The organism is uncultured Bradyrhizobium sp. (assembly GCF_947648125.1).
GTDB lineage: Bacteria > Pseudomonadota > Alphaproteobacteria > Rhizobiales > Xanthobacteraceae > Bradyrhizobium.
In genome coordinates this window covers 1-13,763 of the sequence record NZ_CANSMR010000014.1, presented here as the reverse complement: position 1 = coordinate 13,763, position 13,763 = coordinate 1, and the positions used below count along the sequence as shown (strand labels likewise).

The 13,763-nt window shown below is 64.0% G+C and carries 7 protein-coding genes; 3 read left to right on the top strand and 4 right to left on the bottom strand.

Annotation, left to right across the window (positions count from 1 at the left end; translation table 11 throughout):
• Positions 1-3: 3 nt before the first annotated feature.
• The 4 genes from Q0030_RS23265 to Q0030_RS23250 all read right to left on the bottom strand — a co-directional run bounded on the left by Q0030_RS23265 (position 4) and on the right by Q0030_RS23250 (position 7,585).
• Entirely contained in the window at positions 4-531 is a 528-nt protein-coding gene (locus Q0030_RS23265) for a tail fiber protein (RefSeq protein WP_298372060.1), read from the bottom strand.
• Positions 532-540: 9 nt separating this feature from the next.
• Positions 541-1,044, bottom strand: coding sequence for a tail fiber protein (locus Q0030_RS23260; RefSeq protein ID WP_298372058.1), 504 nt, complete (start codon positions 1,042-1,044; stop codon positions 541-543).
• Positions 1,045-1,056: 12 nt separating this feature from the next.
• Complete coding sequence (locus tag Q0030_RS23255) at positions 1,057-1,554, bottom strand: tail fiber protein (RefSeq protein ID WP_298372056.1); 498 nt, start codon at positions 1,552-1,554, stop codon at positions 1,057-1,059.
• A 283-nt stretch (positions 1,555-1,837) separates the two neighbouring features.
• Entirely contained in the window at positions 1,838-7,585 is a 5,748-nt protein-coding gene (locus Q0030_RS23250; RefSeq protein ID WP_298372054.1) for a hypothetical protein, read from the bottom strand.
• A gap of 870 nt (positions 7,586-8,455) precedes the next feature.
• On the opposite strand from Q0030_RS23250, the gene Q0030_RS23245 reads away from it, so the two are divergent.
• From Q0030_RS23245 to Q0030_RS23235, 3 genes are all read left to right on the top strand, one after another.
• Positions 8,456-9,625, top strand: coding sequence for an efflux RND transporter periplasmic adaptor subunit (locus Q0030_RS23245; protein ID WP_298372451.1), 1,170 nt, complete (start codon positions 8,456-8,458; stop codon positions 9,623-9,625).
• Positions 9,622-12,795, top strand: a complete 3,174-nt coding sequence (locus tag Q0030_RS23240) for a multidrug efflux RND transporter permease subunit (protein WP_298372052.1) — start codon at positions 9,622-9,624, stop codon at positions 12,793-12,795. The genes Q0030_RS23245 and Q0030_RS23240 overlap by 4 nt, the downstream gene beginning before the upstream one ends.
• 264 nt (positions 12,796-13,059) lie before the next feature.
• Positions 13,060-13,763: ABC transporter substrate-binding protein (locus Q0030_RS23235; protein ID WP_298372050.1), on the top strand; the 704-nt coding region annotated here is incomplete at its 3' end.

Sequence of the window (13,763 nt, the reverse complement as noted above, 5' to 3'; positions counted from 1 at the left end):
GGTTCAACTGCGCGGCGGGAAGATGCCCTGCAACGCGATGCAGAAATTCAACGTGAGATAGGGCATCAGGTTGTTGTGGGGCTGGCTGCCGCCGTTCGGCAGAATCGAACTGGTCGCCGAGAACGGCGAAACGTTGGTCAGCGTCGCCGTGTAGGCTTGCCCCGGGTTTGCGCGTGCAAGGGATCGTGCCGGACTGGGCGTGGCGAGCTCCGACTGATTGATATTGCCCAGGACCCCGTGGTTGTGCTGGGGCATCTGGCTTTGCAGCAGAGTCACGGTCGTCGTGCCGGCGGATTGGCCAATGTCGTAGAAGGTGCCGGAGGAGCTCTGCCCCTGCTGCATCGGCGCGCTGCCTTGCAGGTTTGGCAGCGCAAAGGTGCTCTTGCCGTCGCCGCCATAATAGGTGCCGAGCAGGGAGAAAAGTGCGGCGTTCTGCGAGATCGGCATGAGTTGGCCGTTGCAGACGGCCCACCCCAACGGCGCGAAGTCGAACGGAAAAATGCGGATCTCGGCCAGGAATTGATCAGACATGGTCCCGTCCTAGTTCTGGCTCGGGTAAACGCCGAACAGTGAAATGATGAAGTTGTAGCAGAGGTAGGGTTGCATGTTGTCGTGCGGCTGGCTGCCGCCGACCAACGAGCACGCCTGGCTCGCCATCGGCGAGGCGGCCGCGACCTCGCGGTAGATCTGGGTCGCTCCCACCGCGCCCACGACATTGCCGGTCATCGTGTTGCCGGTCGCATTGTTCAGGGACGCAGCCATCGGGTGGTTGTGGATGGGCAGTTGCTGGGTGATCAGTGTCACCTGTTCGGAGCCCCCGGTCTGCCCGATGACGAAGCCGCTGGTCTGGTGCAGCGGCAGCCGACCCTGCAAGTTCGGCAGCGCGAATGTCTGCTGGCCGTCACCGCCATAGGTGGTCCCGATCAGATTGTACAGGGTGCTGTACTGGTCGATCGGCAGGATCTGTCCCTGGCAGAGCATCCAGCCGGCCGGCGCAAAATTGCCGGCGAACATCCGGATCTCGCCAACGTAAGGCTGGCCCATGGCGCGCGTCCTTCAGTTCCGGGAGGGGAAGATGCCCTGCAATGCGATGCAGAAGCTCAGCGTGAGATAGGGCTGCATGTTCTCGTGCGGCTGCGAGCCGCCGGCATTGCCGACAGTGCTCGGGACCAGCGTCGTCAAATTGGCGGGAGCAGTGTAGAGATTGGCCGACGTCGCCATCAGATTGTTGGTGACCGCGACGTTGTCGGCGGCGTTGGTCGTGCCCTGAAAAACATGCGGATGCTGCGGCATCTCGGCGATCGACAGCGTGTGAGACGCTTCACCGCCGGTTTGCCCGATCGTGAAGCCCGAGCCCGCATGCAGCGGCACTTTTCCCTGCAGGTTGGGCAGCGCGAAGGTCGTCTGGCCATTGCCGCCATAGATCGTGCCGAGCAATGCGAATAGCGCCTGGTTCTGATTGATCGGCAGCAGCTGTCCATTGCAAAAAGCCCAGCCTTTCGGCGGGAAGTTGAACGACATCATCCTGATCTCAGAGAGAAACGGTTGGGACATCGATCCTCCGTCAGACGATCCGTCTCGTCAGTAACTCAATTAATGAAAATGCAAAGCAAATGCGGTCGCGCAACGACGAGCGCACGATAGCGTGTTTTGCACCAAGTGCAACCTCAACGATTGTCCGAGTTTTGTGATTTTTTGTTCGAACGCATGACGCGCGGATGTCGTTGCGATGACGTGGCGCTTCGCGACGACGATTGCCGCAAAATGCGGCCCGACCGAATCGAAACGCCTGCCGGAACGTTCCAGCAGGCGTTGCTCAGGCTGTCGCGATGTTCGATCAAACCACCAGATCGTGATGAGTCTGGAGATGATCGGTCGGGTTGCCGCCCATGGCGGCGTAGGTCGTCTCGTGGCCGACCCACCATGGCGTCGCGGCACTGGACTGTCCGCTGAACAGATCGGACAAGGTCTGGGTGTTCGCAGTCAGGTCCGTATGGCTTGTGTTGGTCTGTGACTGCGTCTGCGTGAACGACGAGAAGTCGAAGTTGTGGCGGATGGGCAGGTCGACCGACGACGTATTGGTCGTCTGCGTAGTGGTCGTCTGCTGACCCGAGGTTGCGGTGCCTTGCGTCGGCATGGCCTTTTGTAGGGCCGCATTGGATTGGGCGACATCGGCAGCTGTGGGGAGCCGACGCTCGCCGTCGGCGAGGCCGATATACATCAGGCTGTTGGCATCTGATGGCGAAATCGAGTCGGGAAGGCCGAGCACGTGGCCCAGTTCGTGAACCACGGTGGTCAGCAGATCGAGATGACCTGCCGCGGCCGTCGACGGATCGGTCAGGAGATCAGTGCCGGCGGCGTTGACGGCATGGGTGAACTCGAAATTATCCGATGGGGTCGGGTCGATGAACCAGCCGTGGCCGGCGGCATCGGTGTCGATCGTGATATGCAAGGCGCCTTCCTGACCGACGATCTGGCCGGCGAGATCGGCGATGCTGAAGGTCGCGGCATGCAGGAGGGCGAGCTGCGTCGCGTTGGCGCCCGCACTCGCCCATTCGGCGATCGCCGCCGAAACCACCGAGTTGAGCTCGGCCTGCGTCAGATGCATCTCTCCCGTGTTCGGGGTCGATGCCTGAACGCCGCCCGCTTCGGCAAGCAGCGGCGCGACCACAGCGGGCAGCGTCGGCAGCGTGCTGACCAGCGTCGTCGTGCCGTTGCCGCCCGTGGTGTCGACGGTGATACCGCCCGTGGTGCTGGTGTTGTCATCGGTGATCACGCCCGCAGGGGTGCCCGACGTCGAGCCGTTCTTCGAGAGATTCAGATGGGTGTTGGCACCGAAGTTGCTCAGCTCGACGTCGGTGGCGTAGAGCGTGCTATGGTTCAGCGTATTCTTGCTGCCTGTGCCGCCGCTACCCGTGCCGATGACGACATTCGTCGTGCTGGTGTCGGTCGCCGTCGCGCCGTTCTCAACATCGAGCGCCGCGAACGGACCGACGGAGGTCGGGGACGACACCGAGTTGCCGTAGAGCGTGGCGTTCAGCGTCGCGCTGCCGGAGTTGTTCTGCAGCGCGATGCCGCTGTTGCTGGCTCCGGTGATGGTGTTGTTCTGGATCAGTGTCGTCAGGGTGCCCGAGTTGGACTCGCGCACGAAGATTCCGTCGCCATTGTCTCCGACGTTCGTAATGGTGTTGCCGGCGATGGTTCCCGATGACGCATTCTGGGACGAATCCATACCCAGGAACAACGCTGCTGCCTGGGCAGCGCTGATCGAATTGTCGGAAACGTCGAATGTGACGGCCGCCGCGGCCCCACTACCGCCGCTGCGGATGTTGATCCCGCCGCCGCCGGTGACCTGCGTCTCGCCGTTCTGAAAGTGGTCGTGCCGAATAACCAGATCCATCGAGGTCCCGGCATCGGCACCGGTGTCGAGCAGGGTTCCATATGAACCGGTGATCGTATTGCCCTGTCCCACTCCGTCACCGCCGAACGTGAAATTGAGGGTGGTGCCGTTGTTGTAAGCCTGAATGTTCACATTATGGCTCTGAGCGGCGTTCTGCGCGTCGAAACCGATTGTATCGCCGGTCATCACCAGCCGGCTCAGCGTGCCGTTGGTGTTGGCAACCCAGACGTTACCTGCCGCGCCACCGCTAATACTCGAATTAGTAATGGAGGCGGTTGGGTCGGCTGCGTTGGTGTGAAGATTGTAGAATTGAACGCTGGCTTCCGGATCACTGGTCGAGCCGACGGTCGTGCCGCCGTTATTACCGTTGGTCCCGTTGATGGTGCTGTTGGCGAGCTGAAAGCCGGTGACGTTGTTACCGAAGATGGCGTAGTTGGAGAAGTCATTCAGCTGTACATGATTGAGCTGAGTGTCGACGGTATTTTGCAGGAAGATGCCCGTACCTCCGGTACCGCTCACGGTCACGACATGAGTGTTCGCATCGACCGAAACGATGTCCGCGCCAGTCTTGCTGGAGATCGTGCCGCCACTGCCAGCGGTGCCCGTGCCGGTGACATGAAGGCCGCCGGCGGATCCGGTATTGTTGAGGATGATGCCGGCGTTATTGGAACTGCCGGTGGACGAGATGCTCTGGAAGGTGATGTTGCCCGAGCCGATATTGGTGTTCTCGACGTCGAGCGCGGTGCCGGTCGTGGACGTGATGGTGTTGGCTGACCCGGTGACGGTGATGGTGCCGCCATGGGTGAAGCTCAAGCCGGCGCCGCTCGCGGTCTTGATCGCGATGTCGGACATCGTGACGGTGCCGACATTGTTGCCGTCGTCGCTGATGCCGATGCCGCTCGATGCCGACGTATCGATGCTGACGCCGGTAATGGTGTGGCCCGAGGTGCCGAGCAGGTCGATGCCGTTGGCCACGCCGGTCACCGTGATGACCGGATCGGTGCCGGAGCCGACATTCGCGTTGACCACCTGGTTGGTCACCGGATTGGTGAACTGCAAGGTATGGCTGCCGCCGATCAGGTTGACGCCGTTGCCGAGGTGGATGCCGTTGGCCTCGCTGTAGCTGCCGGTGCCGTGCTCGAGCACGACGTAGTCGCCTGCGCCGGCCGAATTCGCCGCGTTGAACGCGGCGATCGAGGTGTACGGATTGGCCTGGGTGCCGAGGTTGGCGCTCGCGCTGGCCGAGTTGTCGATATAGAACACGTGCGGGACGACGCCGATGTGGAAGCTCTGCGGGCCTGACGAGAGCGGGCCGGCGCTGCCGTTGTTGTCGGCGACGTTCAGGGAGATCGTATCCGAGCCGGTGAACCCGGCGTCGCTGTTGTAGGTCAGCGTCGCCAGCGCGGTGTTGATCTGTGCGACCGTGCCGGTGAGCGTGACGGTGTGGCTGCCATTGTTGGTGAAGCTGGCGAGGCCCGCGGTGTCGAATGTCAACCCGCCATGGCTCGAACTGATCGTGGCGATATCATTGCCGGTGGCGCTGACATCGGTGATCGAAAGCCCCGATATCGCGAGGTTGGTGTGCGAAAATGCCGTCCCAACGGATGAATCCGCCGGCACCGTCGCGGTGGGCGGCAGGTCGGGAACAGTCACGGTTTCGCTGTTTGACGTGCCGGTGATGGCGGTGTTGACCGTGTCGGTCGCCGTGATGGTCTGGTTTCCGGTGGTCTCGAATGTCTCGCTGAAGGTGCCGATGCCGTTGGTCAGCGTCATGTTCGCCGGCAGCACCGCGCTGCCGTCGCTCGATGTGAAGTGCACGGCTCCCGTGTAGCCCGTGGCAACGTTGCCGAAGGCATCGAGTGCGGTGACGGTGACCGAACCTGCCGCGCCCGTCGCGCCGTTGGCCGGGATGCTGACGGCAAAATGCGTGGCGGGGCCGGGTGCGACGTTTTCGGCATTCGACGTGCCGGCGATGGCGCTGACCGTGTCGGTCGCGGTGATGGTCTGGCTTCCGGCGGTGTCGAGCGTCTCGCTGAACGTGGCGGTGCCGTTGGTCAACGTCATGTTGGCCGGCAGCACGGCATGGCTGTCGGTCGACGTGAAGTGCACGGTTCCGGCGTAGCCGGTGACGACGTTGCCGAAGGCATCGAGCGCCGTCACCGTGCCTGAACCTGCGGTTCCCGCAGAGCCGCCGGTCGGGATGCTGACGGCAAAGTGCGTGATGGCGGCCGCCGTCACGGTTTCGACATTCGAGGTGCCGGTGATCGTGCTCGTCACCGTGTCGGTCGCGGTGATGGTCTGGCTTCCGGCGGTGTCGAGCGTCTCGCTGAACGTGGCGGTGCCGTTGGTCAACGTCATGTTGGCCGGCAGCACGGCATGGCTGTCGGTCGACGTGAAGTGCACGGTTCCGGTGTAGCCGGTGACGACGTTGCCGAAGGCATCGAGCGCGGTCACGGTGCCTGAACCCGCGATTCCCGCAGAGCTGCTGCCCGGAATGCTGATCGAGAAGTGTGTGACGGGACCAGCCGTCACGGTCTCGGTATTCGAGGTGCCGGTGATGCCGGGGCTGGCCGTGTCGGTCGCGATGATGGTCTGGCTGCCGACCGTCTCGAATGTCTCGCTGAAGCTGCCGGTGCCGTTGGTCAGCGTCACGTCGGCGGGCAGCACGGCGTGGCCATCGCTCGAGGTGAAGTGCACGGTGCCCGAATAGCCGGTAGCGACGTTGCCGAAGGCATCGAGCGCGGTGACGATGACCGAACCTGGTGTCCCCGCGGCGCCGCTCGCCGGAATGCTGACCACAAGATGCGTGGCGGCGCCGCCCGCCACTGTCTCGGTGTTTGACGTGCCGTTGATGGCGCTGACCGTGTCGATCGCGGTGATGGTCTGGCTGCCGGCGGTCTTGAATGTCTCATTGAAGCTGCCGGTGCCGTTGGTCAACGTCATGTCGGCCGGCAGTACGGCGCTGCCGTCGCTCGACGTGAAGTGGACGATCCCCGAATAGCTGGTCGCGACATTGTTGAAGGCATCAAGCGCCGTGACGATGGCCGAGCCCGGAGTCCCCGCCGTGCCGTTGGCGGGGAGACTGACCGAATAATGCGTGGCGACGCCCGGTGTCACGATCTCGGGATTCGATGTGCCCTTGACGGCGCTGTCGGCCGTGTCGGTCGCTGTGATGGTCTGGCTGCCGGCGGTGTCGAGGGTTTCGCTGAAGCTGCCAGTGCCGTTGGTCAAGGTCACGTCGGCCGGCAGCGCGGCGTGGCCGTCGGTTGACGTGAAGTGGACCGTGCCCGTGTAGTTGGTGACGACGTGGTTCAAGGCGTCGAGTGCGGTGACGGTGACCGTGCCCGGCGTCCCCGCTGCGCCGTTAGCTGGAATGCTTACGGTAAAGTGAGTGGCCGCGCCCAGCGTCACATCGATGGTAAAGGTCTGCGAGCTGCTCAGCGTGCCGTCGCTCGCGGTCGCCGTGACGGTATAGGCGTGACCCGGCGCGGTGGCGTAGTTGATCTTGCTGGGATCGGCGACGGTGATGACTCCCGTCGTGGCATTGATCGTGAAGCCCCCGCCCGAACTGTCGCCGGTCAGGCTGTAGGTCACGGCATTCATGTCGGTTGATGTTGCGGTGATGCCCACAGGCGTGCCGGCCGTCGCGCCTTCCGCCACCTTGTTGGCGGCCGCATTGCTGTCGACGGGTGTGGACGGCGCAACATCGGTGACCGCGATAGCGAAACTCTGCGAGCTCGTCGCGATGCCGTCGCTTGCCTGAACGGTGATGGTGTAAGCATGACCGGGGCTGGTCACGTAGTTGATCTTGGTGGGGTCGGCGACCGACACCACGCCGGTGTTCGGATCGATCTTGAACCCGCCGCTGGAGGTGTCGCCGGTCAACGAATAGGTGACGGCATTGCCGCTGGTGCTGGTGGCTAGCGCAGTGATGTTGACGAGTGTGTTGGCCACGGCGCTCTCGATAACCGTGTTATTTCCCGAATTGGCGTCGACCGGAGCCGACAGCGAGTCGGTGACCGGCGGCCAGAGCGTGCCGGGCGGGCAGCCGAGGTAGAGATATTGCAGACCATACGTGTCGGCGAATGCTTGGGCGGCCGCATCAAGGACGATATGACCGGTCGAATCGAGCTGAAGTTCGGGGCGCGTTAAACCACCGATTGTATAAGCAGGTATGGTCGTCATGCGCACTCCGGCGATCGGCGTGGAAGCCGATCAATATTTACGATTGTTGGCGACGATGAGGTGTGAAGCCGCTCACACGTTGAAGTTGATCGCCCGCGACCGGCGATCGCGCCGAGCAGCCTGCAATTCGAGAAGGCCGCAATCTCCGCGCAGCCGCGGCATCAGCAGGGTCGAATGCGCATGCCATTTACGTAGTCGCTTTCACACACTCGCGCCGCGACAAAACACAATGAATGTTCGAGAAAAATGCGGCCGGCCAACAATATCCATGCTTTGGCAACCATGACCGTATTGACGATACTTCCGGGTGTCAATGTGTGCCCGGATGACAACCGCGCCGTTAACGGCGTTTCCGCTGTGCAGCGGGAGGTAGAGTGCCGGAACCTGGCTGGCCCTGCCGGCTGCGGGCTGCAGGTTTCCGTGCCAAAATTGGATTCGGGTGCGATGTGACGAATCTGTGAAGCAAGCTCGCGTTGTGATTGATTCGGGACGATCTGTCTGTGATCGTGCGCCTTCGATAGGCCAGCCAAACTGCCCCTTTTCGTCGTCACGGCTTCGCGAGCGTGTCGTAAGGCTTTCAGACTACGAAACTATTTGCTTGATCCGGCGGCCATCTTGAACAGACTGGGGTCCGGCTACATCTGTGACGTCCGCTGCCGCGACATGCGGTGGTGCATCCGTGTTGAATCACCGCAATTTCAATTGCGACTTTCGTAGCCCTGCTTTGGTCGGCGTGCTTCGTAGTCTTTGGGGGAGAGCGAATTGAGTTCGATTGACAGAACGGAGCGTCCGGCTCCGGTGACCGGCGCCGAGCGCCATTCGCTTCGCCGCCAGGGATTCGTCAGGGCGTGCTGGCGCGGCCTCGCGCCGATCGGCCTATTGGCCGCGCTGACGCTCGGCGGCTGCGGCGACAAGAGCGCGCAATCGCAGGCCGCGCCGCCGGCGCCGCCCGTGACCGTCGCGCAACCGGTCAAGCGCACCGTCACTGATTGGGACGAATTCACCGGCCGCTTCGAGGCGATCGAGGAGGTTCAGGTCCGCGCCCGCGTCGGCGGCTTCGTCAACAGTGTCGAGTTCAAGGATGGTGCGATCGTCCACGCCGGCGATCTGCTTTACATCATCGATCCGCGACCGTTCGAGGCGGTCGTGCTGCAGGCCGAAGGTCAGCTCGCCGACGCGCGGGCCAAGGGGGAGCTTGCCAAGCGGGATCTCGAGCGCGGGCTCAATCTGGTGCAGACCAGCGCGGTCTCGGAGCAGGTTGTCGACCAGCGCCGCCAGGCGTTGCAGGCGGCGCGCGCCGCCGAGACGCAGGCCGAGGGCACGCTGAAGGCCGCGCAGCTCAACGTCGAATTCACCCATGTGCTGGCGCCGATCGCCGGCCGCGTCAGCCGGCATCTGGTGACCCCCGGCAATCTGGTGCAGGGCAGCGAGAGCGGTGCAACGCTGCTGACCTCGATCGTGTCGCTCGATCCAATCTACATCTATTTCGACGTCGACGAGGCCACCTATCAGCGCAACAGCAAGCTGTGGTTCGAAGGCCGGCGGCCGAGCTCGCGCGACACGGCCAACCCGGTGCAGGTGACGCTGACCGGCGAGACCAAACCCTCGCATGAAGGCAAGATGGACTTCCTCGACAACCGCCTCGACGTTTCCACCGCAACGCTGCGCAGCCGCGCGGTGATTCCGAACAAGGACCTCTCGATCCTGCCCGGGCAGTTCGGCCGCGTCCGCCTGATCGGCTCCTCGCCCTACGAGGCGCTGCTGATCCCGGATACCGCCATCGCCACCGACCAGTCGCGCAAGATCGTGTTCGTGGTCAAGGACGACAACACGGTGGAAGCACGAGCGGTCACGCTCGGGCCGCTGGACGAGGGCCTGCGTGTGATCCGCGAGGGCCTCAAGCCGGAAGACCATGTGATCGTCGACGGGCTGCAACGCGCCCGCGTCGGCGCCAAGGTGACGCCGAAAATGGCCCAGGCTCCGGCAGGTGCGAATGCCCCGGCAGCAGACACCAAGCCCGCGGCAGGTGCGAAGCCATGAATCTCGGCAGGCTCTCCATCAACCAGCCCATCCTCGCGATGGTGCTGTCGATCGTGCTGCTGATCGTCGGCGCGATCGCCTATCCGACGCTGCCGGTCTCGGAATATCCGCAAGTGGTGCCGCCGACCGTCACCGTCACAACGCAGTATCCTGGCGCCTCGGCGCAGACCGTGTCCGACACCGTCGCCGCTCCGATCGAGCAGGAGATCAACGGCGTCGAGGACATGCTGTATCTCTACAGCCAGGCGACCTCGAACGGCCAGCTCACCATCACTGCGACCTTCAAGCTCGGCACCGACCTCGACAAGGCCCAGGTGCTGGTGCAGAACCGCGTCGCGATCGCGCAACCGCGGCTGCCCGAAGAGGTGCAGCGCAACGGTGTCGTCACCCGCAAGAACTCGCCCGACATCCTGATGGTCGTGTTCATGCTGTCGCCCGACGACACGTTCGACCAGCTCTACATCTCCAACTACGCACTGCTGCAGGTCCGCGACCAGCTGCTGCGGCTCGACGGCGTCGGCGACATCCAGATGTTCGGCGCGCGCGATTACTCGATGCGGCTGTGGCTCGATCCCGACCGGATCGCCAATCTCGGCCTGACCTCGACCGAGGTGCTGGCGGCGATCCGGGCGCAGAACCTGCAGATCGCGGGCGGCCAGATCGCCGAGCCGCCGATCGCCGATCGCGCCTTCCAGCCGAACCTCGTCTTCACCGGCCGCCTCAAGGACATCAGGCAGTTCGAGGACATCGTGGTGAAGGCCGGCTCCGACGGCCGGACCGTGCGTCTGCGCGACGTCGCGCGCGTCGAGCTCGGTGCGCTGTCCTACGCCACCAACAGCTTCCTGCTGCGCAAATCGGCCGTCGCCCTGCTGGTGACGCAGCGGCCCGGATCGAACGCGCTCGCGACCGCCAAGAGCATCTCCGACACGATGGAGCGGATGAAGGCGGGTTTCCCGAAAGGGCTCGACTACAACATCGGCTACAACCCGACCGAATTCATCGCCCAATCGGTCCATGAGCTGATCAAGACGATCTACGAGGCGATGGCGCTCGTCGTCATCGTGGTGCTGGTGTTCCTGCAGGGCTGGCGGCCAGCGATCATCCCGATCATCGCGATCCCGGTGTCGCTGGTCGGCACCTTCGCGGTGATGGCCGCGCTCGGCTTCTCGATCAACAATCTGACGCTGTTCGGCCTGGTTCTCGCGGTCGGCATCGTGGTCGACGACGCCATCGTGGTGGTCGAGAATGTCGAACGGCATCTCGAGCACGGCATGAGCCGGCGCGAGGCGGCGCTCAAGACCATGGAGGAGGTCGGCGGCGCGCTGGTCTCGATCGCGTTGGTGCTGTGCGCGGTGTTCGTGCCGACCGCCTTCCTCGGCGGCATCTCCGGGCAGTTCTTCCAGCAATTCGCCGTGACGATCGCGGTCGCGACCGCGATCTCCTGCTTCTGCTCGCTGACGCTGTCGCCGGCGCTGGCCTCGCAGATCCTGGTCCCGCACGAGGAGAAACGCCCGCCGGCACGCTGGAACATCATCGCGCGCGGCTGGGACAGCTTCACCGCGCTGTTCAACCGCGTGTTCGACCGGCTGGCTCACGGCTATGCGGCGGTCGCCGACTTCGTGATCCGGCACACGGTGGTGATGGTCGCGATCTACCTGGTCTTGATCGGCAGCGCCGGCTGGCTGCTCGCGACCACCTCGCAGGGCTTCATTCCGGCGCAGGACCGCGGCTACGTCATCATCTCGGCGCAGCTGCCGGGCGCGGCGTCGCTGGCGCGGACCACGGCTGTGGTGCGCGAGATCGAGCGGATTGCGCTGGATACGCCGGGTATCGTCCGCGTCGCGGCCTTCGCCGGCTTCTCCGGCGCGACGCGCACGCAAGCGGGTAACGCCGCGGCGCTGTTCCCGGTGTTCGACGAGCCGGAGGCGCGCCTGAAGAAGGGGCTGACGGCGACCGCGATCACGGCCGACCTGCGCAAGCGCCTGTCGGTGATCCAGGGCGCCTTCATCATCGTCATTCCGCCGCCGGCCGTGCCCGGTATCGGCACCGGCGGTGGTTTCACCATCCGCGTCCAGGACCGGCAGGGCCGCGGGCCCGAATTGCTGGCGTCCGCGACCGACGAGCTGGTGTTGGCCGCGCGCAAGTCGCCGAGCCTGACCTCGGTGTTCTCGCCGTACTCTGCGAACACCCCGCAATTGTTCGTCGATATCGATCGCGTCAAGGCGCAGAAGCTCGGCGTTCCCATCGCCAACATCACCGACACGATCGAGACCTATTTCGGTTCGACCTATGTCAACGACTTCAACCTGTTCGGGCGCACCTACCACGTCACGGCGCAGGCCGATCTGCCGTTCCGCAAGGAGACCACCGATCTTTCGCGGCTGCGCACCCGCAACGCCGCCGGCGACATGGTGATGCTCGGCAGCGTCGTGGACTTCAAGGACATCTCGGGCCCCGACCGCGTCGCGCGCTACAATCTCTACTCGGCGTCCGAACTGCAGGGTGAGCCGGCGCCGGGCGTCAGCTCGACGACAGCGCTCAACACCATCAAGAAGCTCGCCGACGAAACCCTGCCGAGCGGCTTCTCGTTCGAATGGACCGATTTGTCCTACCAGCAGATCAACGGCGCCAATGCCGGCCTCTACGTGTTCCCGATCTGTGTGCTGTTCGTCTATCTGGTGCTGGCCGCGCAATATGGCAGCTGGACATTGCCGTTCGCGGTGATCCTGATCGTGCCGATGTGCCTGTTCGCGGCGACGATCGGCGTGCGCATCATGGGCCAGGACGTCAACATCCTGACCCAGATCGGCTTCGTGGTGCTGGTGGGCCTGGCCGCCAAGAACGCGATCCTGATCGTCGAGTTCGCGCGCGATATCGAGCTCGAGGGCAGGCCACGGCTGGAGGCGGTCATCGAGGCCTGCCGGCTCCGTCTGCGGCCGATCCTGATGACGTCGTTCGCCTTCATCCTCGGCGTGCTGCCGCTGGTGCTGTCGACCGGCTCGGGCTCGGAGATGCGGCAGGCGGTCGGCGTCGCGGTGTTCTTCGGCATGCTCGGCGTCACCCTGTTCGGCCTCGTCTTCACGCCGATCTTCTACATGGTGGTGCGCAACCTCGCGGAAGGAAAGAACGAGGGCAAGCCGAAGGAGCCAGCGGCGACTGTGGCGGGGTGAGCATCGCGCTCTCCACCCGTCATTCCGCGGCGCGCGCAGCGCGAGCCCGGAATCCATCGGGCCGCATGTTCAGGCGGTGAGATGGATTCCGGGCTCATCGCTTCGCGATGCCCTCAGGTGCGCAAGTGCGCACCGGGGAATGACGGGGAGCGGCTTTGCGCGGCCCATACTAACGGCTGAGCGGAAAGAGATGGGCAGGCGCGGGGTTATAAAATAATGTCGCGCCGATTTTTCCTGATGAGAGACTGCTGGGAGAACATAACAATGAAGTCGGGATTTTTGGCTGCGGTTGCGGCATGCAGCCTGATGCTGGCGGCGCCGGCGATGGCCCAGGGTGTCAAGATCGGTATCCTGAACGACCAGTCGGGCGTCTACGCCGACTACGGCGGAAAGTATTCGCTCGAGGCGGCGCGGATGGCGGTCGAGGATTTCGGCGGCGAGGTGCTCGGCCAGAAGATCGAGGTCGTCACCGCCGACCATCAGAACAAGCCGGACCTTGCGACCGCGATCGCGCGGCGCTGGTACGAGGTCGAGAACGTCGACATGATCACCGAGCTCACCACGTCGTCGGTCGCGCTCGCGGTGCAGGAGCTGTCCAAGGAAAAGAAGAAGATCGACATCGTGGTCGGCGCGGCGACCTCGCGCATTTCAGGCGATGCCTGCACGCCCTACAGCTTCCACTGGGCCTACGACACCCGCGCGCTCGCGGTCGGCACCGGCGGCGCGCTGACGGAAGCGGGCGGCGACACCTGGTTCTTCCTGACTGCCGACTACGCCTTCGGCTACGCGCTGGAAAAAGACACCAGCGACATCGTCGCCTCGAAGGGCGGCAAGGTGGTCGGCTCGGTCCGCGTCCCGCTCAACTCGTCGGACTTCTCGTCCTTCCTGCTACAGGCGCAGAGCTCGAAGGCGAAGATCATCGGGCTCGCCAATGCCGGCCTCGACACCACCAACTCGATCAAGCAGGC